Origin of the sequence: Actinoplanes sp. NPDC048791, assembly GCF_040650095.1 — a bacterium.
Taxonomy (GTDB): domain Bacteria; phylum Actinomycetota; class Actinomycetes; order Mycobacteriales; family Micromonosporaceae; genus Actinoplanes.
This window is the reverse complement of record NZ_JBEZGQ010000005.1, coordinates 17,930-39,182: the sequence shown is the minus strand read 5'-3', so window position 1 is coordinate 39,182 and position 21,253 is coordinate 17,930. Positions and strand designations below refer to the sequence as shown.

16 protein-coding genes and 1 tRNA gene are annotated in these 21,253 nt (G+C 70.1%); 9 read left to right on the top strand and 8 right to left on the bottom strand.

The features are described from left to right. Positions 1-3,274: efflux RND transporter permease subunit (locus AB0C29_RS01410; RefSeq protein ID WP_360813836.1), on the bottom strand; the 3,274-nt coding region annotated here is incomplete at its 3' end. Positions 3,275-3,410: 136 nt separating this feature from the next. Here AB0C29_RS01410 and AB0C29_RS01405 point away from each other — a divergent pair. Further along, the gene (locus tag AB0C29_RS01405) at positions 3,411-3,923 is read left to right on the top strand and encodes a MarR family winged helix-turn-helix transcriptional regulator (protein WP_360813834.1); all 513 of its coding nucleotides are present in this window, start codon (positions 3,411-3,413) and stop codon (positions 3,921-3,923) included. A gap of 165 nt (positions 3,924-4,088) precedes the next feature. On the opposite strand, the gene thrC is transcribed toward AB0C29_RS01405, so the two are convergent. From thrC to argS, 4 genes are all read right to left on the bottom strand, one after another. Beyond that, complete coding sequence (gene thrC, locus AB0C29_RS01400; RefSeq protein ID WP_360813832.1) at positions 4,089-5,138, bottom strand: threonine synthase; 1,050 nt, start codon at positions 5,136-5,138, stop codon at positions 4,089-4,091. 79 nt (positions 5,139-5,217) lie between these two features. After that, the gene (locus AB0C29_RS01395) at positions 5,218-6,528 is read right to left on the bottom strand and encodes a homoserine dehydrogenase (protein ID WP_360813830.1); all 1,311 of its coding nucleotides are present in this window, start codon (positions 6,526-6,528) and stop codon (positions 5,218-5,220) included. After that, positions 6,525-7,910: a diaminopimelate decarboxylase gene (gene lysA, locus AB0C29_RS01390; protein WP_360813828.1), complete on the bottom strand. Its 1,386-nt coding sequence runs from the start codon at positions 7,908-7,910 to the stop codon at positions 6,525-6,527. The genes AB0C29_RS01395 and lysA overlap by 4 nt, the downstream gene beginning before the upstream one ends. Positions 7,911-7,912: 2 nt before the next feature. Beyond that, positions 7,913-9,583, bottom strand: a complete 1,671-nt coding sequence (gene argS / locus AB0C29_RS01385; protein ID WP_360813826.1) for an arginine--tRNA ligase — start codon at positions 9,581-9,583, stop codon at positions 7,913-7,915. A gap of 96 nt (positions 9,584-9,679) precedes the next feature. On the opposite strand from argS, the gene AB0C29_RS01380 reads away from it, so the two are divergent. The 3 genes from AB0C29_RS01380 to AB0C29_RS01370 all read left to right on the top strand — a co-directional run bounded on the left by AB0C29_RS01380 (position 9,680) and on the right by AB0C29_RS01370 (position 11,295). After that, positions 9,680-10,489: a DUF3105 domain-containing protein gene (locus AB0C29_RS01380; RefSeq protein ID WP_360813824.1), complete on the top strand. Its 810-nt coding sequence runs from the start codon at positions 9,680-9,682 to the stop codon at positions 10,487-10,489. Then, entirely contained in the window at positions 10,489-11,157 is a 669-nt protein-coding gene (locus tag AB0C29_RS01375) for a DUF305 domain-containing protein (RefSeq protein ID WP_360813822.1), read from the top strand. The genes AB0C29_RS01380 and AB0C29_RS01375 overlap by 1 nt, the downstream gene beginning before the upstream one ends. Before the next feature lie 66 nt (positions 11,158-11,223). Beyond that, positions 11,224-11,295 (top strand) — tRNA-Arg (locus tag AB0C29_RS01370). Between the two features lie 121 nt (positions 11,296-11,416). Here the strand turns inward: AB0C29_RS01370 and AB0C29_RS01365 are convergent. Together AB0C29_RS01365 and AB0C29_RS01360 are read right to left on the bottom strand one after the other, a co-directional pair. Beyond that, positions 11,417-12,658, bottom strand: coding sequence for a NucA/NucB deoxyribonuclease domain-containing protein (locus AB0C29_RS01365; RefSeq protein ID WP_360813820.1), 1,242 nt, complete (start codon positions 12,656-12,658; stop codon positions 11,417-11,419). A 130-nt stretch (positions 12,659-12,788) separates the two neighbouring features. Further along, complete coding sequence (locus AB0C29_RS01360) at positions 12,789-13,391, bottom strand: NAD(P)H-binding protein (protein WP_360813818.1); 603 nt, start codon at positions 13,389-13,391, stop codon at positions 12,789-12,791. A 95-nt stretch (positions 13,392-13,486) separates the two neighbouring features. Between AB0C29_RS01360 and AB0C29_RS01355 the strand changes: the two genes are divergently transcribed. The 5 genes from AB0C29_RS01355 to AB0C29_RS01335 all read left to right on the top strand — a co-directional run bounded on the left by AB0C29_RS01355 (position 13,487) and on the right by AB0C29_RS01335 (position 17,696). Then, positions 13,487-13,780, top strand: coding sequence for an antibiotic biosynthesis monooxygenase (locus AB0C29_RS01355; RefSeq protein ID WP_360813816.1), 294 nt, complete (start codon positions 13,487-13,489; stop codon positions 13,778-13,780). A gap of 23 nt (positions 13,781-13,803) precedes the next feature. Then, complete coding sequence (locus AB0C29_RS01350) at positions 13,804-14,412, top strand: helix-turn-helix domain-containing protein (RefSeq protein WP_360813814.1); 609 nt, start codon at positions 13,804-13,806, stop codon at positions 14,410-14,412. A 243-nt stretch (positions 14,413-14,655) separates the two neighbouring features. After that, positions 14,656-16,065: a cutinase family protein gene (locus AB0C29_RS01345; protein ID WP_360813812.1), complete on the top strand. Its 1,410-nt coding sequence runs from the start codon at positions 14,656-14,658 to the stop codon at positions 16,063-16,065. A 23-nt stretch (positions 16,066-16,088) separates the two neighbouring features. Further along, complete coding sequence (locus tag AB0C29_RS01340; RefSeq protein ID WP_360813810.1) at positions 16,089-17,021, top strand: hypothetical protein; 933 nt, start codon at positions 16,089-16,091, stop codon at positions 17,019-17,021. Positions 17,022-17,036: 15 nt separating this feature from the next. Further along, positions 17,037-17,696, top strand: coding sequence for a nucleotidyltransferase domain-containing protein (locus AB0C29_RS01335; RefSeq protein ID WP_360813808.1), 660 nt, complete (start codon positions 17,037-17,039; stop codon positions 17,694-17,696). Between the two features lie 49 nt (positions 17,697-17,745). Here the strand turns inward: AB0C29_RS01335 and AB0C29_RS01330 are convergent, their stop codons facing one another. Next, positions 17,746-21,111, bottom strand: a complete 3,366-nt coding sequence (locus AB0C29_RS01330; protein ID WP_360813806.1) for a CARDB domain-containing protein — start codon at positions 21,109-21,111, stop codon at positions 17,746-17,748. Between the last annotated feature and the right edge of the window lie 142 nt (positions 21,112-21,253).

The following is a 21,253-nucleotide window of genomic DNA, read 5'->3' as shown; positions in this document are numbered from 1 at the left end:
GCAGGGCCCCGCTCTGCGGCTCCGCCTCAGCCCGCGCCGGCTGTCCGGCCGGTGCGCCCTCCGGCGCCTCGTGCGCGCCGCCGCTCGAGTCCGGGACCGGGTCGTCGGCCGGAATCGCGCCTCCGGGCTCGTCGGCCGCGTGCTTCGGCGTCTCCACCACCTCGGTCGCACCGCTGCGCTTCATCGCCTTGCGGGCCCGGCGTCGTTCGCGCCGGGTGCGGCCCTTCAGCTTGGTGTTCTCCACCATGGTGTAGAGCGCCGGCACCAGGACCAGGGTCAGCAGGGTCGAGCTGACCAGGCCGCCGATGACCACGATGGCCAGTGGCTGCGAGATGAAGCCGCCCTCGCCGGTGAGCCCGAGGGCCATCGGCAGCAACGCGAAGATCGTCGCGATGGCCGTCATCAGGATCGGGCGCAGCCGGTGCCGGCCACCCTCGACGACGGCTTCCTGCACGCCCAGACCCGCCTGGCGGTAGTGGTTGATCAGGTCGAGCAGCACGATCGCGTTGGTGACCACGATGCCGACCAGCATCAGCACACCGATCAGGGCCGGGACGCCGAGCGGAGTGCCCGTCGCCAGCAGCAGCGCGATCGCGCCGGTTGCCGCGAACGGGATGGAGATGAGCAGGATCAGCGGCTGGAGCAGGCTGCGGAACGTGGCCACCATGATCACGAAGACGATCGCGATCGCGGCCAGCACGGCCAGGCCGAGGTCGGCGAACGCGTCCGCCTGGTCCTGGCTGACGCCGCCGATCTCGTAGCTCGCACCGGCCGGCAGCTGCAGCGCGTCGAGCCGCTTGGTCAGCTCCGTCGTGGTCTTGCCGACGTTCGAGCCGGTCGCCGTGCCCTCGACCGTGACGCTGCGGTTGCCGTCGATCCGGGTGACCTCCTCCGGACCGTCGACCTCGGCGATGTCGGCCACCGAGTCGAGGGTGACGAGCTGGCCGCCGGGCGTGGCCAGCGGCAGCTTGCGCAGCGCGTCGGCGTTGGCCGGCGGCGCGCCCAGCGCGACGACGACGTCCTGGCCGACCCCGTTGACGGTGATCTGCCCGGCCGGAGCCGAGCGGAACGCCCCGGCCACCGACTGACCGATCGCGGCCTCAGTGAGCCCGCGGGCCGCGGCGGCGGCCCGGTCGACCTTGACGTCGAGGCGCGGAACGCTCGCCGCGAGCGTGCTGCTCACGTCGGTGACCTCCGGCGTGCCGGCCATCGCGTCCTGCACCTGCTTGGTGGCGGCCGTCAGCGCCTGCTGATCGCCCGCCTGCACCACGACGGCCAGCGCGCTGCCGTCGAAGCCGGTGCCGCTGTCGTTGCCGACGGTCACCTCGCCGACGTCCGTCATCCCCTTGAACTGCTCGCGCAGCTCGTCGGAGACCTTGGCCGCGTCGACGTCCTCCTTGAGCGCCACGTTGAAACTGGCGCCGCTGGCCCCGCCGGAGCCGACGAACGGGTTGAACTCACCGTTGCCCACGGTGACCTGGTAGTTCTTGATGTCGTTGCGGGCGGCCAGCACGGTCTCGACCTTCTTGGCCGCCGCGTCGGTGGTCGCCAGGTCGGTGCCCACCGGCAGGTCCTGGGTGAGCGCGATGGTGTCCTGGCCGGACTCGTCGAGGAAGTTCGTCTCGAGCCGGCTGGCCAGGCCGAGCGTGCCGATCAGGATGACCAGGCCGATCGCGATGGTGCTCCAGCGGGTGATCCGGCTGCGGGTCACCCAGCGGATGATCGGCAGGTACGCGCGCTGCAGCGGGCTGCGCAGCTCCTTCTCCTCGGCGGCCCGGCGGACCTCCTCGGACTCGGAGCCGCCGGCGGCGGGCCGCAGGAACCAGTACGCGAGCACCGGCACGACGGTCAGCGACACGAACAGCGAGGCGATCAGCGCGACCGTGACCGTGATGGCGAACGGCGCGAAGAGCTGACCGACGAAGCCGCCGACCAGGGCGATCGGGGCGAACACGGCGACCGTGGTGAGTGTGGAGGCGGTGACCGCGCCGGCCACCTCCTTGACGCCGGACGTGATCGCGTGGACCTTCGTCTCGCCGTACCCCAGATGGCGTTTGATGTTTTCCAGCACGACGATCGAGTCGTCGACCACCCGGCCGACCGCGATGGTCAGCGCCCCCAGGGTGAGCAGGTTGAGCGAATAGTCGCCGAGTTTGAGAGCGATGAGCGCGATCACCACGGACAGCGGGATGGACACCGCGGTGACCAGCGTCGAACGCACCGACAGCAGGAACACCAGGATGACGATCACGGCCATGATCAGGCCGAGCAGGCCCTCGGTGGTCAGGCTCTCGATCGACTTCTCCACGAACGGCGCCTGGTCGGTGATGACCGTCAGCTTGGCGTTCGAGGACTTCTCGAGCTCGGCGATCTTGTCGCGGACCTCGTGGGAGATGTTGACCGGGTTGCCGTCCGGCGACGCGGTGACCGCGATGCCGAGGCTCTCGACCCCATCCGTACGCGTGAACGACGTGGCCGTGGCCAGCTGCTGGTTGACCGAGGCGACGGACCCCAGGGTGACCGGGACCTTGCTGCCGCTCAGGTAGAGGCCCTTGAGCTCGTCGATGGTCTGGATCGGCTGGCCGACCTGCACGCTCAGCGAGCGGCTGCCGTCGGTGACCGCACCGGCCGGGATCGAGACGCCGTTGCTCTGCAGCAGGGTGGCGATCGCGCGCGGGTCGACGCCCGCGGCCCCGAGCTTCGCGCGGTCGGGCGTGATCACGATCTGCTGGGCCCGGGTGCCGGTGACGGCCACCTCGCGGACGCCCTCGATGGCGTTGAGCTCGGGCACGACGCTCTGCTGGAGCCGGTTGGCCAGCGCCGCCTGGTCCTTGCCGCCGTCGGACGCGGCCAGGATGATCGCCGGGATGTCGTCGGTGCTGCCGGCGAAGATGGTCGGCTCGACGTCGTCGGGCAGCGTCGGCTGGATCCGGTTGACGGAGGTGGTCAGCTGGTTGACCGCGTTGTCGAGGTCGGTGCCGAACTCGAAGAGGACCTGGATGGTGGCCGAGCCCTCACGGGTGGTGGACGTGATGGTGTCCAGGCCGTCGGCGCCCTTGACGGCGTCCTCGATCGGCTTGGTCACCTGCGCTTCCATGATCTCCGGGCTGGCACCGGGCAGGACCACCCCGATGAACGCGCCCGGGAACTCGAGCGAAGGCAGCAGCTGCTGCTTGAGCGAAGGCACCGTGTAGATGCCGAAACCGGTGATCACCACCGCGATGAGGGCGACGAGCCCCCGGTTGGCGAGACTGAGCCTGGTCAGAAATGACATGTGCTCCCCCGTGAAAGTTCGGCCAAGGCATATAGTTTGCCCGACGCGAACAAATGGTTTTCGCCGGGGTCCGCTGATAGCGTCCCGTCACAAGAAGGACGCGCTCCGGCCACCGGCGCGCAACACAGGAGGTGCGGTGGCCGAGAAAGAACGACTCATCGCCGACATTATGGGCGCGCAGCAGCGGCTCCAGCACCTGTTCGCCTATGACCGCTCGGACCCGCTCTTCGCCTCCCAGCTCACCATGCCGCAGCTGAAGATCCTGCTGCTGCTGCACCGCCTGGGCGACACGTCGGGCCGGGAGCTGGCCGGGCTGCTGGGCGTCAGCCTGGCGACGATGAGCGGCATGGTCGACCGGCTGGTGGCGCACGATCTGGTGACCCGGACGGAGGACCCGCACGACCGCCGGGTCCGCCGGATCACGCTGAGCAGCACCGGCGCCGGCATGATCGCCAACATCATCACGGCCGGGACGGAGAAGCAGACCCGGGTGCTCAAGAGGCTCACGGACGCCGAGCTGCGCACGGTCGCGGAAGCGATGACGGCGATGGTCCGGGCGGCCTCCGAGGAAGCCGAGTCAGCGGCGTGCGGTGCTCCCCCGGACCCGGCCGTCGGCACACCACCCGCCGTCGACGCAACCCAGTCCTGAACCGCCGCACCGACGAAGCAGATCCCCGCGAGCGCGGCGGACCGCCCACGGCGGGCGGCCCGGCCACGTCGAGCCGGCGGTCAGGGCGAGCCGGCCAGGTCGAGCGGGCGAAATCGAGCTGGCGGGCGGCGCGGCCAGGTCTGGCCGGCAAACCGTCCGGTGGCGTCAGGCCAGGTCGAGGGCCTGGGCGGCCGCCATCACGTCGTTCCTGATCGTGGTCGGCGAGGGCGCGGTGCTGATCGCCCACTCCGGGTCCTTGAGGCCGTGCCCGGTCACCGTGCAGACCACCGTGCTGCCGGCCGGGATCATCCCCGCCTCGGCCTGCTGCAACAGCCCGGCCACACTCGCCGCGCTGCCCAGCTCGACGAAGACACCCACCTCACGGGCCAGCAGCCGGTAGGCCGACAGGATCTCCCGGTCGGTCACCGCCGAGATGAGCCCGCCGGAGCTGTCCCGCGCGTCGAGGGCCTTCGTCCAGCTCGCCGGGTTGCCGATCCGGATGGCGGTGGCGATCGTCGACGGCTCCGGCACCACCTGGCCGTTGACGATCGGGGCCGCGCCCGAGGCCTGGAAGCCGTACATCTTGGGCACGACCTTGCTGTTGCCCGCCTCGTGGTCCTCCTGGTAGCCCATCCAGTACGCGGAGATGTTGCCCGCGTTGCCGACCGGCAGGCAGTGGATGTCGGGCGCGGTGCCGAGCGCCTCGACGATCTCGAAGGCGGCCGTCTTCTGCCCGTGCAGGCGGAAGATGTTGACCGAGTTGACCAGCGAGACCGGGAAGTCCTGGGACAGCTTCGAGGCGAGCGCGAGGCAGTCGTCGAAGTTGCCGTTGACCTGGAGCAGCTTGGCCCCGTGAACCAGCGCCTGGGCCAGCTTGCCGAGCGCGATCTTGCCCTGCGGCACCAGCACCGCACAGGTCAGCCCGGCCCGGGCGGCGTACGCGGCCGCGGAGGCGCTGGTGTTGCCGGTCGAGGCGCAGATGATCGCCTTCGACCCCTCCTCGACGGCCTTGGACACGGCCATCGTCATGCCGCGGTCCTTGAAGGAGCCGGTCGGGTTGGCCCCTTCGACCTTGAGGTACACGTCCGCGCCCGTGCGCCGGGACAGCACCGGCGCGGGCACGAGCGGCGTGTTGCCCTCATGCAGCGTGACCACCGGGGTGGTCGCGGAGACCGGCAAGCGGTCCCGGTACGCCTCAATCAAGCCCCGCCACATGGCACTGCCCCTTCGTCGTCAACCCTGCAAGCATGCCGTACACACCCGAATAGCGAGACTTGACGTCCACCAATCGGGATCAGGCGCCGCCCTCGACGCGCAGCACGCTGGCGATCGAGCGGACGATGGCGAGCGACCGGAGATCCTCGACGGTGGCCGCCAGGTTCGCGTCCGGCGCGCCGTGGGTCACGATCACCAGCGTGGCGTCCTCGTCCCGGCCGGACTGCCGCACGGTGGCGATGGACACCTCGTGCTTGGCGAAGACGCCCGCCACGGTGGCCAGCACACCCTGACGGTCGGCCACGTCGAGGCTGATGTGGTAGCGCGTGACGGACTCGCCGATCGGACGGATCGGCAGGTGGGCGTACGAGCTCTCGCTCGGCGCGCGGGTGCCCGAGAGCCGGTTGCGGGCCGCCGCCACGATGTCGCCCAGCACGGCGCTGGCGGTGGGCGTACCCCCGGCTCCCCGGCCGTAGAACATCAGCTGCCCCGCGGCCTCGGCCTCGACGAAGACCGCGTTGAAGGCGTCGCCGACGCCGGCCAGCGGGTGGCTGCGCGGGATCATCGCCGGGTGCACCCGGACGCTGACCGAGTCGGTGCCCGCGGAGTCCGGGCCGCGCTGGGCGATGCACAGCAGCTTGATCGTGCAGCCCATCTCCTTGGCGCTGGCCATGTCGGCCGCCGTCACGCCGGTCATCCCCTCGCGGAACACGTCCGCGGCGGTGACCCGGGTGTGGAAGGCGAGCGAGGCGAGGATGGCGGCCTTGGCGGCGGCGTCGAAGCCCTCGACGTCGGCGGTCGGGTCGGCCTCCGCGTACCCCAGCTCGGTGGCCTCGTCCAGGGCCTCGCCGAAGCCGGCGCCGGTGGCGTCCATCGACGACAGGATGAAGTTGGTCGTGCCGTTCACGATGCCGGTGACCCGGGTGACGCGGTCGCCGTGCAGCGACTCACGCAGCGGGCGCAGCAGCGGGATCGCACCGGCGACGGCGGCCTCGTAGTAGAGGTCGGCGCCGCCCTCGGCGGCGGCGTCGTGCAGGGTCGCCCCGTCCTCGGCCAGCAGCGCCTTGTTGGCCGTGACCACGCTCTTGCCGGCCTTCAGCGACTCGGTGAGCCACGAGCGCGCCGGCTCGATGCCGCCGACCACCTCGATGACCACGTCCACGTCGTCGCGTTTGACCAGGCCGAGCGCGTCGGTGGTGAACAGCGCCGGGTCGATGTCACTGCCGCGCTGCCGGCCCGGCCGGCGCACCGCGATGCCGACGAGCTCCAGCGGAGCGCCGATCCGGGCGGTCAGATCCTCGGACTGCTCGTGCAGCAGGCGCACGACCTCGCTGCCGACAGTGCCGCATCCGAGCAGGGCCAGGCGAACCGCGGGCTTCTCAGAACTCATCCCACATCCAATGCGAGCAGATCATCTTCGGTCTCCCGGCGGACGATCACGCGAGACGCGCCGTCGCGCACGGCGACCACCGGCGGCCGGGGCACGTGGTTGTAATTGCTGGCCATGCTCCGGCAGTACGCACCCGTACCGGGCACGGCGAGAAGATCTCCGGGCTGCACGTCGGCGGGCAGGAATTCATCCTTCACGACAATGTCCCCGGATTCACAATGCTTTCCCACGACGCGGGCGAGCAGCGGGGGCGCGTCGGACTCGCGACCGGCCAGCGTGGCCGAGTACGAGGCGTCGTAGAGGGCGGTACGGATGTTGTCGCTCATCCCGCCGTCCACGCTCACGTACGTCCGGATGCCGTCGACGTCCTTGACCGTGCCCACCTCGTACAGGGTGAACACAGCCGGTCCGACGATGGCCCGGCCGGGCTCGATCGAGAGCCTGGGCCGCCGCAGATTTTCCGCCGCGCACTCGGCGTCGACGATCTTGTTGATCCGCTTGGCCAGGTCGCCGGCCGGCGACGGGTCGTCCTGGGTCGTGTAGGCGATGCCGAAGCCGCCGCCGAGGTCGAGCTCCTCGAGCTCGACGCCGCGCGCGTCGCGGATCTGCGCCTGCAGCTCGAGCACCCGCCGGGTGGCGACCTCGAAGCCGGACGTGTCGAAGATCTGCGAGCCGATGTGCGAGTGCAGCCCGTGCAGGTCCAGCACGCCCTCGTCGAGCACCCGGATCGCCGCCTCGAACGCGGCCCCGCCGGCCAGCGAGAAGCCGAACTTCTGGTCCTCGTGCGCGGTGGCGATGAACTCGTGGGTGTGCGCCTCGACGCCGACGGTGACCCGGATCAGCACCTTCGGCCGCTTGCCGCTCTCCCGGGCCAGCGCGGTCAGCCGGTCGATCTCCTGGAACGAGTCCAGGATGATCCGGCCGACGCCCGCGTCCAGCGCCCGGGTCAGCTCGGAGATCGACTTGTTGTTGCCGTGGAAGCCCATCCGCTCGGCCGGGAAACCGGCCGCCAGCGCGACGGCCAGCTCGCCGCCGGAGCAGACGTCGAGGAAGAGGCCCTCCTCGTTGATGACCTTGACCACGGCCTTGCAGAGGAACGACTTGCCCGCGTAGTAGACATCCGCGCCGGCGAAGGCGGCCGCAAAATCGCGGCAGCGCGAGCGCAGGTCGTCCTCGTCCAGGAAGTACGCCGGAGTGCCGTGCTCGGCGGCCAGATCGAGCACGCTCACGCCGCCGATCTCCAGGGCGCCGGCCTCGGCGCGGCGCACGGTCCGCGGCCAGAGCTGCGGCACGAGCGCGTTCACGTTCTGCGGGGTACGCAGCCACGCCGGTCCCCGGTTGCCGATGTCGCCGTGCAGCGCCCCGGCCTCATGTGCCCGCATGACTACATCCTCTCGGGGGCGGAGACGCCCAGCAGTGCCAAACCGTTCGCGATCACCGTTCGGGTGGCGTCATTCAGCCACAGGCGGGCCCTGTTGGCCTCGCCGATCGGCTCGTCGCCCTTCGGGAGGATCCGGCAGGCCGGCTCGTCGTAGAACCGGTGGTAAGCCCCCGCGACCTCCTCCAGGTAGCGGGCGACGCGGTGCGGCTCACGCAGCTCGGCCGCGCTCGCCACCACAGCGGGATATTCACCCAGCGCCTTGAGAAGGTCGTTCTCCTTCTCGTTGGTGAGCAGCTCGGGCCGGAAGTCGGCGGCCTCGCCGCGGGTCAGACCCACGGCCGCGGCCTGGCGCGCGGCACTGGCCGTGCGTGCCGCGACATACTGGACGTAGTACACCGGATTGTCCCTGGAGGCCCGGGTCCACAGGGCGATGTCGATGTCGATCGGCGAGTCCGAGGAGTACCGCGCGAGGGCATACCGGGTGGCATCGACACCGAGCGCGTCGACGAAGTCCTCCAGCGTGATGACCGTGCCGGCCCGCTTGCTCATCCGCAGCGGCTCGCCGTCGCGGACCAGGTTGACCAGCTGGCCGATGAGGATCTCGAGGTTGGCGTCCGGGTCGTCGCCGAAACACGCCGCCATGGCCTTCATCCGGCCGATGTAACCGTGGTGGTCGGCGCCCAGCATGATCACGACCCGGTCGAAGCCACGCTTGCGCTTGTCCAGGTAGTAGGCACAGTCCGCGGCGAAGTACGTCCAGTCGCCGTCGGACTTGCGCAGCACCCGGTCCTTGTCGTCACCGAAGTCGGTGGTCCGCAGCCAGGTGGCGCCGTCGGCCTCGTAGATGTGCCCCTGCTCACGCAGCCGGTCCAGGGCCTCCTGCAGCTCACCCCGGTCGTGCAGGTCCTTCTCGTTGAAGTACGTGTCGAAGTGCACGCCGAACTCGTCCAGCGACTGCCGGATCTCGGCGAACATCAGCTTGACGCCCTCGACCCGGAACACCTCCAGCGCCTCGTCCTCACCGAGCTTCAGCGCGTCCGGGGCCTCGGCCAGCACCGCGGTCGCGATCTCGGCGATGTACGCGCCGCCGTAGCCGTCCTCGGGGGCCGGCTCACCCTTGGCCGCCGCGTACAGCGAACGGGCGAACCGGTCGATCTGCGAACCGGCGTCGTTGAAGTAGTACTCCGTGCCGACGTCGGCGCCGGCGGCCCGCAGCAGCCGGGACAGGGCGTCACCGACAGCCGCCCAGCGCACCCCGCCGATGTGCACGGGACCGGTGGGGTTGGCCGAGACGAACTCCAGGTTGATCCGCTGGCCGGCCAGGCGGTCGGTGCGGCCGTACTCCTGTCCCGCCAGCACCACGTCGCGCGCCAGCACCCCGGCCGCGGCCGCGTCCAGGCGGATGTTGAGGAAGCCGGGCCCCGCGATCTCCACCGACTTGATGCCGGGACGGCTGCTGAGCTCGTCGGCGAGCGCCGCGGCCAGCTCACGCGGCGCGACACCGGCCTTCTTGGCGAGCTGCATGGCCATGGTCGACGCGTAGTCGCCGTGCTCGGGGTTTCGGGGTCGCTCCACCGTCGTGGTCTCCGGCAGCAGGGAGACATCCAGGCCGCGGGTGACGAATACGGCACGCGCAGCTGTGAGAACGGTGGAAGCGAGGTCAGCGGGAGTCACTGAGCCATGCTATCCGGGTAGACTTTGCCGCCCGGCGGCGTACCGGGGCCTGCTCGCGGGCCCGGCCCGACCTTTCCATCGGATTGACGAGGAACGATGAGCATGAGCACCCCGGGACCCGAGCGGGTCCCGTCCACCGTGAAGGTCGACAAGACGTCGGGCCAGGGCAAGCCGCCCGCGAAGGCCGCCGGGGCCAAGTCCGCCGGGGCCAAGTCCGGAACCCGCCCGGGCGCCCGCCCGCAGGGCAAGGGCGGCAAGGGCCGCAAGCCCACCGCGCCGGTGACGGTCAAGGGCAGCCGCAACTGGGGCCCGATCGCGGTGGCCGGTGTGGTCGTGCTGATCGCGGTCGGCATCATCGGGTACGGCGTGTTCGCCTCGATCAAGGGCACCGAGTCCTGGCAGGACAAGGCGGCCGGCATCGAGGGCGTGGTCAACTACCGCGCCCAGAAGAACCCGGCGATCAACGCGCAGGACCACAAGGAGGGCCCGCTCACGTACGTGACGAACCCGCCGGTGGGTGGCGCGCACAACGCCCGGTGGCAGAACTGCATGGGCGACGTGTACGCCCAGCCGATCGCCAACGAGCACGCGGTGCACAGCCTCGAGCACGGCGCCGTCTGGGTGACGTACAAGCAGGGTCTCGGCGCCGACCAGGTCGCCAAGCTGCAGGAGAAGGTCCAGGGCCGGGACTACATGCTCATGAGCCCGATCGCGAACCTGGACAAGAACATCTCCCTGCAGGCGTGGGGCTACCAGCTCAAGGTCGACAACGCCGACGACAAGCGCATCGACCAGTTCATCCAGGCGTTGCGCCTGAACGCGTCGCTGGAGCCGAACGCCGCCTGCTCGAGCGGTAACACGACGACCGGCCCGCTGCAGGCCGCGGCTCCTCCCGCGGGCAACTGATGACAGTCTCGACCGAGTCGACCGCCCCGGCCGAAGCCGACGCGAACGACACCACCACCCCGGCCGGCCGCCACTGGTTCGGGGCGGCGTGGCTCGCCGCCGTACTGGTCTTCGGCCTGCTCGTCGGGCTGGCCATCGGCCTGCTCGGCCCGCGCCTGACCACCCCCGGCGACGACTCGGTCGAGGCCGGCTTCCTGCGCGACATGAGCACCCACCACGCCCAGGCGGTGGAGATGTCGATGATCGCCCACGCCGGCTCGACCGACCCGGAAGTCATCTCCCTGAGCGCGGACATCGCCCTGACCCAGCACGGCCAGATCGGCTACATGCAGGCCTGGCTGCGCGACTGGCACCTGAGCCCGACGGCGTCGACACCCCCGATGACCTGGATGAAGGACTCGGCGGGCTCGGTGCAGAACGGCCTGATGCCGGGCATGGCCACCCCGGCCCAGCTGGCCGACCTGCGCAAGGCGACCGGCAAGACCCTGGACGTGCAGTACCTGACGCTCATGCGCCAGCACCACCTGGGCGGCATCCACATGGCCCAGGAGATCCTCGAGGAGTCGGACAACGACGACGTCACGTGGCTGGCGGAGTCCCAGGTCCGCAACCAGCAGGGCGAGATCAACCTGATCGACTCGATGCTGAAAAGGATCCAGGCGAGCTGACCGGCGGCGCGCCGCGGAACCGATTGGCGAGGGCTCCGCGGCGCCTGCTAGGCTCAGTTCCGCTGAGCCCCCGTAGCTCAGGGGATAGAGCGTCGCCCTCCGGAGGCGAAAGCGCAGGTTCGAATCCTGCCGGGGGCACAAAGCTTCACCAGGCGATCTCGGGCCACTGACCAGCACAAACTGGTTCGGTGGCCTTTTTTGTCGGCCCGGCCGCGCGGGATGGCGCGGCACTCGAGTGCCGCGCCGCCCACGTCGCAGTTCAGGCGGTGATCACCGCCCAGTACGCCTCCCCGTCGAGGAGCCGGCTCTGCTGGTACATGTTGCCGAGGCGGCCGCCTGCCCTGGTGTTGTCGTCCAGGTCGACGTCCTGCACGCTCACCGTCGCCGGGTTGCCACCCTGGTCGGTGGACGCGAACGGGTACTCGTCGCAGGAGCCGGTGGGCAGCGGGACGAACTTCCCGCACACCGCTCGGCGGTTGGCCTCCTGCTTCTTCTTGTCCGACTCGTAGGTGAGCGCAGAACCGTCGCCGAACCGGCCCGGGTGACCGGCCAGGCGCTGCTGGGCGTCGAGGATGTGCGCGGCCGTCTCGTTCACCGCGCTGTCGCTCACCGACAGCCCGTACACGCCGGGGGCGTCACGGAAGACGCAGCCGGTGGTCTTGCTGCGCTCCGAGAACCCCGAGTCGCACCGGGTCACCGGCGTCTGCAGGAAGCTGATCGGGAGCGGGCCGGCCGAGGGTGCGGACAGGACCGCGTCGAACCGTTGGACGGTGAAGGTGAACTGGTTGCTCGACGTCGGCTGAGAGATCCGGAAGTTCCCGTACAGCTTCCGCTTGAGCACAACCGGTTGCTCGCCCGGCAGTGTGTCCTTGGTCGTGCAGCCCGTCGAGCAGGCCAGGCTGGACGTGATTCCGCCGCCGACCAGCAGGTCACCGTTGCCGGACACCGGGGTGATCCACGTTTCGTAGGTGTAGTTGGCGCCGCCGTTGACGACGTGGCTGATCTGCTGGTGGACCGCGAACTGGACCTGGCTGCGCGGGGTGCCGTTCGGGTTGTTGATCAGCCAGATGAAGCCGTACTGGAAGCACATGGTGAATTTGTTCGAGTAGTACCACTGATCGGCGAAGCTGCTTCCGCAGGCCGAGTTGAAGGTCTCCGTACCGGACGGCACCAGCCGTTGGCTTGTTTCGCGACGCTCCTGCCGGAAGTACTCCTTCACTGCCGGGGTGGTCTTCATCTCGACGCAGGAATAGGCGCTCTTGGCCGCCTTCTGCCGTTCAGCACACGACGCGTCCGCGGCGGCCTGCAACGCCGGAGCCGCCGGCGCGGCTCGAGTGCCGGCACCGAACGGCACCGGCGAGGGCAGCGACACCTCGGCGTAGTTCTCCTCGGCGGCGGCCGGCGCTCCGGCCGTGGCCGTGGCCGACGCGGTGCCCGAGACGGAGCAGGCCAGGATCAGGCCGGTGAACCCGGCGAGGATGGCGTTTCTTGTTCTGCGCATGGTGCCCTCCGATGCGTGGTCCTTCGTGGACCGAGGGAGTTGACAAACCGCTACGCAGGCCCGCGTTGCGGTTATGGTCCCTCGGGCCGCCCGGTCGGACAGAACGCTGGCCGGTACCTGTCAGCGCTGTTCACGAAGTGATGACGACCGCTCGGCGCGGATAGGCGTTCTCGCGGAGCACAGTGAGCATGAAGTCCGCGAGGTCGGCGCGGGACACCTTGGCGGTGAAGGAGAGCCGGAGGTCGGTTCCGGTGCGGTAGCTGCCGGTGCGAGGTCCGTTCGTGAGGACTGGTGCGCGGATCACGGTCCATTGGGTGTCACTGTCTCGAACTAGAGCTTCCATCTGTTCCTTGTCCCGAAGGACGGCCCGTTCGAGCAGCCATGATGCGGTGACATAGGCGCTGCGGTCGCGGCTCTCGGCGACGCCGTAGTTGCTCAAGATGATCAGCCGACGGGGGCCGTTGCCGGCCAGCACCGTACCGATGCCTTCGGTGCATACGTCGGGGCCTCGGCGTCGCCTGCCCAGCGTGCTGATGATCGCGTCGGCACCCTTGAGTGTCAGGGTCACCGCCGCGAGATCGCGCACGTCGCCGCCGACGACGCGAAGCTGGGCGTGCGGACCGATCCGGGACGGATCGCGGGTGAGCGCGCTGACTTCGTGGCCGTCCCGCAGGGCTTGCTCGACGACGACGCGGCCGGCGCGGCCGGTCCCGCCGAAGATGGCCAGGCGCAATTGATGCTCCCCGAGAAAGTTATCCGGCACGCGTGTCCCGGTTAGCTGTTACAGTGCCGCCGGCAGCATCGGACGTCAACCCCTGGAGGCCAGTCATGCTGATCGTCGCCGGAGCCGGCTACGTCGACCCCGACCACCGCGATGCCCTCCTGGAGAGCCTCACCCCGGCCCTCCGTCGGAATCGGACCACCGCCGGATGCCTGGACTACGTGGTCGCGGCCGACCCGATCGAGCCCGACCGGGTCAACATCTACGAGCGATGGGAATCCGAGGCCCACCTCAACGCCCACCTGGCCGGCGTCGCGCTGACCGCGCCGCCGATGCCGGACGTGCGCAGCGTAGAGCTCGTCCGGTACGAGATCAGCGGGTCCGGCCCGCTCCAGGGCTGAGCAAACGGCTTACGATCGCGGCGATGTCATCACTGGACCGATCCCCCGACCCCGCGAGCACCGACGCGGGCGAGAAGGCGGCCCGGCCCCAGCGCGCCGACGGCCGGCGCAACCAGGCACGGGTCCTGGAAGAGGCCTTCGCCGCCTTCGCAGCTCACGGTGCCGCGGTTCCGATCCGCGAGATCGCCCGCCGGGCCGGCGTGAGCACCGGCACCGTCACCCGGCATTTCCCCACCAAGGAGGCGCTTTTCCGGGCGGTTGCGCTGCACCGGATCGAACACCTCGTCCGCAGCGCCGAGGACATCGCGGCTCGGGAGGACCCGGCAATCGCGTTCTTCACCTTCTTCACGTTCCTGGTACGGCAGAGCGCGGCCGATCACGCCGTCGGCGACGCCCTCACCGGTGCCGGCTTTGATCTCCAGGCCGCGGCGTCGACAGCCATCAGCGACTTCGGTGCGGCCATGACCGGCCTGCTCAGCCGGGCGCAGCAGGCCGGAACGGTCCGCGCCGACGTCGACACCGCGGACATCAAGGCCCTCATCGCCGGCTGCATCGCCCGCGACGACGACGGCGCCGCCCAACAGCGCATGATCGAGATCGCCTGCGACGGCCTCCGGCCCCACCCGACCTGAACGCTCGCAACGGCAACGGCAACGGCGACCGCGACCGCGACGGCGACCGCGACGGCGACCGCGACGGCGACGGCGACGGCCTTCGGGACAAGGCCAAGGACCAGAAGCGAGAGCCGGTCGGCAGCCCTTCTCGTACGTCCGGGTTCTCGCCGCTTCGAACCGGCCGACCCCGTTCGGCGGGGTCCCGGCCACGATCGGGGGACGACGCCGCTGGCGCCGCGTTTCGCGGGCCATGCTGCCCCGATGAAGCGGATCCTCTCGACGCTGGCCCTGGTCGCCGCCATCCTGGCCGTGCCCGCCGCACCGGCCCAGGCTGCCGGCCCGGGCAAATGCGGCGATGTCCTCTTCGTGGGCGCCGCCGGGTCCGGTGAGGCCGACAAGGGCTGGCCCGGATACGACAAGTCCGGGATGGGCGCCGAGGTGACCGCGGTCTACAAAGCCGTCAAAGCGAAGGCCGAGGGCCGGACCGTCACCTCGTACGCGCTTCCCTACCGGGCCGCGCCCGTGCTGCCGACGATGATCTATCCCGGGATCGGGACGTTCATGGAGAGCCTGATCGCCGGCGAGGGCAAGCTCAACGAGTTCCTGTTCGACCGGATCCGGCAATGCCCCCGCGAGCGCCTCGTGCTGGCCGGCTTCTCCCAGGGCGCGATGGTCATCCACCGCAGCATGCAGATCCTCGGCAGCCGGGTCACCGACCGGATCGACGCGATCGTGCTGATCGGTGACGGCGACCGGCTGCCCCATGACGACGGGCAGCTGCTCGGCAGCGCCGGCGCCGAGGCCAAGGGGGTCGGCCTCTGGTATCCGAAGTTCTCGCTGGCCGGCGGGGCCAAGTTCGGTGCGATCGGCGGCCGGGTGTTCAGCCTCTGCAACTCCCTGGACATCGTCTGCGATCACCGTCCGGGCCTGCACAACGCCGCGACGCCGGCCGGCCGGGTCGCGATGAGCGTCGGCGCCGCCGTCCACATGAGCTACCGGGTCGGGCCGCAGCTGGGTGAGCTCGGTGCGAAGGTGGCCGCCAAGCTGCCCAAGGTCTACCGGACGAGCGGCCGCGCCGGTTTCGTCTCTTACGTCACCGGGGTCACCTGCCCGGCGGTGAGCAGCGGCTACGTGCTCGTCGTGACGCGCGGTGCGGGGCAGGGGGTGCCCGGAGTCGAGTCGTACGACGAGTTCAGCAGTGGCGCGTGGGTCGGCAGTTCCGGGAACGCCGTACCGGGCAGCTATCCGGCGAGTGTCGTCTGCGAGGCGTCCACCGATCCGAACGTGCGCACCGGCGGCCGGAGTCTGTCCACGTACAGCTTCACCCAGACCGTCACGACCGCCCGGCCGGTCCTCGGGGTGAGTCCGGCGGCCGCCCGGCCGGGGCAGGTGCTGACGGTGACCGACGGCGGCGGCTGCGGCGCGTACCCCACGCCCGCGCAGACCGCCGAGGTCTCGGTGTACGACGCGGTCCGCGGCGGCAAGCCGGTTGTCGAGGGCACCACCGCGGTGACCGTCGCCGGGCGCTGGAACGCGGTGCGGTTGGTCCTGCCGGCCGGGTCCGGGACCGGTGGCTGGCGCGTGGCCGCTACTTGCCGGGCCGCCAAGGACGACACGCCCGATCAGTCGTATCAGCCGTACCCGACGGCGACTGTCGCACTGACGGGGTAGCGGGTAGGCCACAGACTGTTCTCATGGCCGGAGACACGCAGCGGACGCTAGTGCGGTGGCTGGGTCCCGCCGTGTGCGGGGTAGCGCTCAACCAACTCGCCGACGTGGTGCCCTATGTGGTCGTGGCCGGGGCGCTCTTCCTGGTCGCGATCCTGTACGGGCTCAGCCGGCTGGACGCCACGGCGCCGCTGGTGCGGGGTCTGCCCACGATGCTGCTGCGGGTCATCACAGCCGGGATCGTGGCGGCCCTGGTGCTGCCGGCGTCCTGGTCCCGGCCGGTCATCGGGACGCTGATCCTGCTGATCGTTCTGCTCGTCCTGCTCACCCCGCAGCGCGGCACCGTGCTGGCGTCCCTGATCGGGATCAGCGTCTTCACGTACGGCGTCAGCCTGGTGTTCCTCGCCCCGGCACCGACCGCTCCCGGTCTGCTCGTGGCCGTCCTCGTCTCCTTCGGCGTCATGATCGCGCTGGCCGGCCTGGCCGTGCTGAGCCGTCCCGAACGGGTCGTCCGACCGGCCGGGCTGACCGTGGCAAGCCTGCGACGCCTTCGGCGGTTCGTCGCCGAGGGGCCGGGATCCGGCCTGCTCATCAGCCTCAACGGCGTCATCGTGGTGCTCTGCGTCCTCGCGCTGACGACTGGGGAGCATGTGGCAGCCACCGTTCTGGCCCTGTTTTCCGCGCTCTGCCTGGCCGGCGTGGAGGTCGTCCTGTGGTTGCCGGAACGCCACAGCCCGGTGGTCGGGGTGCTGCTCGCCCTGGCCGGGGTCTCGCTCACCGCAGTCGGCGCCTTGATCGGTCTCACCGGTGACGGGCGGGAACTCATCACGGTGCCGCTGCTGGGCACGTCGGGGCTGGCGCTGGCCGTCGGTGGGCTCACGCTGCTCGACGCGACCGGCACACTCCCCCGGCTCCGCCATCGGTTGACCTACCTGATCACACCGCGTCGGGAGCCGTAGGGGCAGGATCGTGGCATGGACGCGTTGACCGATGCCCGGGATCTTGTGGCCGAGCGGTTCCCGGACGCCACCTGGGCGATGCTCACCGGCAGCGTGCTCGGTCCCGACCGGACGGCCGGCTCCGACCTGGACATCGTGGTGCTGCGGGGGGAGGAGGAGCCCGGCTATCGCGAGAGCTTGTACTTCCGCGGGTGGCCGGTCGAGCTGTTCGTGCACACTCCGGCCCGACTGGCCGTCTCTCTGGAGCGTGAGCTGGCCCAGCGCAAACCGAGCACCCATCGGATGATCGCGCGCGGCGTTCCGTTGCTCGGCGAACCAGGCGACCTCCAGGTGCGGTGCGCGGGGGTTCTTGCGGCGGGACCACCGCCGCTGAGCGGCGCCGAGGGCGATCGGCTGCGGTACGGCCTGACTGATCTGCTCGATGACCACAAGCACGCCGTGGACGTCGGCGAACGTGCAGTGATCGCCGCCGCGGTATGGACCGAGTCGGCCCGCGTGGCCCTGGCGTTCGCCGGGCGGTGGCTCAGCAGTGGCAAGTGGTTGCTGCGCGAGTTGCGGGCCCTCGACTCTGATTTCGCCGACCGGTGGCTGGCCGCCCGGGATGAACCAGCTGCATTCGCTGCGGAGGTGCTCGCGAAAGCCGGCGGTCCCCTGTTCGAGGGCTATCGGGCTTGAAAAGGGCCCCCGGCCGGAACGACCGGGGGCCCACCTGTGGCAGAACCGGCTAGCTGCCGGCGATGGTGAATTGGGAGCCCGGCTGAATCACGACGTTGCCGTCCGCCGAGTTCGTGATGGTCACGTTCGACAGGGTCGCGTTGCCGCGGGCGCCGCTCATCGCCAGGATGCCCGCGCCGTTGTTCGACTTGTCGATGCGGACGTTGGTGATGGCGACGTTCGGCATGTTGCCGCCGCCGTTCTTGAACTGGATGCCGTCGTAGGTCGAGTCGACGATGTCCGTGTCGCGGATCGTCACCCCGGTGATGTCCTTCGTGGACGGGAAGAGGGTGATCGCCCCGAACTCCTGGTCCTCGTTCCAGAAGGCGCCGCCCGTGCGGTAGAGGCCGTTGTTGGCGATCAGGGTCGTCCCGCCGAACGGCAGCGGGCTGTGGTCGGTAGCCAGCATGATGCCCGGGTAGTTCATCGTGTCAGACACCAGGTTGTTCTCGATCGAGTTGTTCGAGCCGCCGTAGATGGCGATGCCGTTGGCCCGCCACGGCAGCTGCACTGTGTTGTTGAGGAAGTGGTTGTTCGAAGCGATGTCGACCGCCTGGTCCTTCACGTACGGGTTGGCCCACACCGCCAGCGAGTCGTCGCCGGTGTAACGGAACGACGAGTTGAAGACCTTCGAGTTACGCGTACCGTTGGAGAAGTTGATCCCGTCCGCGAACGTGTTGCGGATCCGCATGCCGGAGAATTCCAGGCCGTCGCCCGGATTCCAGTAGGCCGGGGTGTCCGAGTAGTCGCGGCCGACCCAGGCACCGACGTTGACGTGCTCGATCCACACGTTGCTGATCTTCGTGTTCTTGCCGAACCGGCCGTTGAGGCCGTGCCCGCGGTTGGCCCGGTTCGTCGTCATGCCGAAGATGGCCAGGTCGGAGATCTGGGTGTTGTCGTCGATGTCGAAGCCGACGTTGCCCTCGTGCGGATGGTTGATGTTGCCGGTCACGTTCTGCGGCTCGGTGGTGGTGTAGAGCTGCGAGTGCCACATGCCGGCACCGCGGATCACGGCGTTGCGGATGCCGCGCTGGTTGTACTGGCCGCGGGCCGGGTCCGGCGAGAGGATCTTCTGCTCCTGGCGCCACTGCCCGGCCGGGATCCACACGCAGCTGATCACGCCGTTCTGGTCGTCGGTCACGGCCCGCTGGATCGCGGCGGAATCGTCGATCCCGTCGTTGGGCACCGCGCCGTAGGTGGTGATCGAGGTGCAGTCGGCCGGCTTGCTCGCGGCCGGAGCCACCTGCTCCAGGTCGATCAGGTCGACGACGTAGAAGGCGGCGTTGTCACCGGAGTCCCGCTGCAACTTGAACTTCGTGCCGGGCGGGTAGGACTGGGCCAGCAGCGCGTGCGACTCGTCGAACAGCCGGCGCGCGTCGGCCGACGGTGAGTTCGACAGCGACTCGGTGTCGTCGGTGGTGCCGTAGAGCCAGCTGTTGCGGGACGAGAGCGTCAGCTTCTGCACGAAGGTGTCGTTCGCGTACAGGCTCAGGGTTGCGGTCTGGCCGCCACCGCCCGGCGCGTCCGGGATGCTGTTGCGCACCACGATGGAGTTGGCCTGGTTGGTCGACGTGAACTCGACGAACTGACCGGTGCTGCTGAGCCGCACCGACTTGCGGCCCGAGGACTCGGTGGCGAAGTTGGTGTGCCCGAACGTGCGCAGCGCATCCGTCTCCAGCAACGTGCCCTGGTAGCGGGCTGCCTCCGCCTCGTACTCGGTGTACGGCACCGCGGCCCCGCGGCCGACGACGATCGACCTTGCGAGCGTGTTGTTGTTCTCGTTCGTCTCCGCGACGGCGTTGCTCACGTCGGCCGTGGCGGTGAGGGTGGCCCCGCCGTTGGTGGCGGTCCAGGTGCCGCTGATCGCCACGTTCGCCGTGGCCCCGGCCGCGATCGCCGGGGTCGCGCCGGTCAGCGTGGTGCCGCCGACGACCAGGCGGGTGCTGGACGCCCCGGCCGCGGAGGTGCCTCGGTTGTTGACCGCGACGGTGAACGAGACCGCGGCACCGGCGGCCGGGCTCGCCGGGTTGGAGGTGATGCCGGTGACCTGGAGGTCCGGGCCCGGGGCCTGGCCGACCACCAGCTGCGTCGCCGCCGTGAAGGTGTTGTTGTCGTTGTTCTGCTCGGCGACCGTGTTGGCCGGGTCGGCCACCGCCGCGACGCTGTAGCTGCCCATCGGCTGCGCCCCGACGTTCGCCGAGACCGTGGCCGAGGCGCCGGCCGCGAGCGCGCCGACCGGCGCACTGCCCACGACCGTGCCGCCCAGCTTGAAGTCCACCTTGGTCGCCGCGGCGGCCGCGGTGCCCTGGTTCTTCACGGTGGCGGAAAGCGTGATCGGCGCAGCCTCGCTCGGCGCCGCCGGGGTCCAGGTCGCCGCGGTGACGACCAGGTCCGGGTTCGGCGCCGCGGTGCCGAGCACCTGCAGGTCGGCGACCTGCCCGCCGGGTGCGCCGGTGTTGCTGAAGACCTGCAGCTGCACATCCGCGACCCGGCCGGTGACCGGGATGGTGACCGCGTTCTGGTTCGTCGCCGGGTTGAACGTGTAGTCGGCCCGGGCCTTCAGGGAGGTGAACCCGGTGGCGGTCTGCGCGCGGCCGAGGACCTGGATGCTCTGGGTACGCGTACCCCAGACCGGGTCGGGGTTGAGCTTGACCACCACGCCCGTGACGTCGGCGTCGGCACCGAGCTTGACGGTCAGCGTGGCCGGGAAACCGTTGGACTCCCAGTAGCTGGTCGGGCTGCTGTCGTTGGCGTTACCGGCGACGAAGGTGAAGATCGACGACGACGCCTCGATCGGCTTGCCGCCGGCCAGGTTCGTCCCGGCCGGCGGGTCCGGATCGGGGTCGGGATCCGGGTCGGTGCCGGCGACGCCGTAGACCTCCAGTTCGGACAGTTGCGCGGCGGGCCAGCCGGTGTTGCCGGTGATGACCACCCGCACGTACCGGACGGTCGCCGCGGTGAAGTTGATCGTCACGGTGTTGCCCGAGGCCGGGTCGAAGACCCGTCCGGCCGAGCCGGACAGCACGCTGAAGCTGCTGCCGGTGGTGCTGCCCTGCAGGCTGAGCGTCTGGGTACGGGCGCCCCACGCGGTCGCGGGCGGCAGCTTCAGGACGGCCTGATCAATGGCGACGGCGCTGCCGAGGTCGATCTGCACCCACTGCGGGAACGCGTTGGACGGGCTCTCCCAGTAGGTCTGCGCGTTGCCGTCGTTGACGTTGGCCGCGCCGTACGGGCCGTTGGCGCCGCCGGCGGAGGCTGACTTGCCGGCGGCGAGGTTGGGGCCGCCGGCGGCGAGGGCCGGGGTGGGGACGAGCGCGGCGGCGGCGACGAGACCGGCCGCGAAGAGGCTGCTGACCAGCCGTCTCCTGAGCTGCATGGGTTTCATGGCGTCCTTGTTCTGTGAGAACGACAGGGGGGATGAACCCGCGAACCAGTGACGCGAATCTTTCGACACTCACCACAGAAATTACGCGGCTACTGTCGAGTTCTTGCGGGGCGGGGCATTCAATGTTGCAGAT

Coding starts and splice junctions, on each gene's coding strand:
- thrC (WP_360813832.1), bottom strand. CDS start 5,138: ATGTGGCGGGGCTTGATTGAGGCGTACCGGGACCGCTTGCCGGTCTCC.
- AB0C29_RS01395 (WP_360813830.1), bottom strand. CDS start 6,528: ATGAGTTCTGAGAAGCCCGCGGTTCGCCTGGCCCTGCTCGGATGCGGC.
- lysA (WP_360813828.1), bottom strand. CDS start 7,910: ATGCGGGCACATGAGGCCGGGGCGCTGCACGGCGACATCGGCAACCGG.
- AB0C29_RS01380 (WP_360813824.1), top strand. CDS start 9,680: ATGAGCATGAGCACCCCGGGACCCGAGCGGGTCCCGTCCACCGTGAAG.
- AB0C29_RS01375 (WP_360813822.1), top strand. CDS start 10,489: ATGACAGTCTCGACCGAGTCGACCGCCCCGGCCGAAGCCGACGCGAAC.
- AB0C29_RS01365 (WP_360813820.1), bottom strand. CDS start 12,658: ATGCGCAGAACAAGAAACGCCATCCTCGCCGGGTTCACCGGCCTGATC.
- AB0C29_RS01355 (WP_360813816.1), top strand. CDS start 13,487: ATGCTGATCGTCGCCGGAGCCGGCTACGTCGACCCCGACCACCGCGAT.
- AB0C29_RS01350 (WP_360813814.1), top strand. CDS start 13,804: ATGTCATCACTGGACCGATCCCCCGACCCCGCGAGCACCGACGCGGGC.
- AB0C29_RS01345 (WP_360813812.1), top strand. CDS start 14,656: ATGAAGCGGATCCTCTCGACGCTGGCCCTGGTCGCCGCCATCCTGGCC.
- AB0C29_RS01340 (WP_360813810.1), top strand. CDS start 16,089: ATGGCCGGAGACACGCAGCGGACGCTAGTGCGGTGGCTGGGTCCCGCC.
- AB0C29_RS01335 (WP_360813808.1), top strand. CDS start 17,037: ATGGACGCGTTGACCGATGCCCGGGATCTTGTGGCCGAGCGGTTCCCG.
- AB0C29_RS01330 (WP_360813806.1), bottom strand. CDS start 21,111: ATGCAGCTCAGGAGACGGCTGGTCAGCAGCCTCTTCGCGGCCGGTCTC.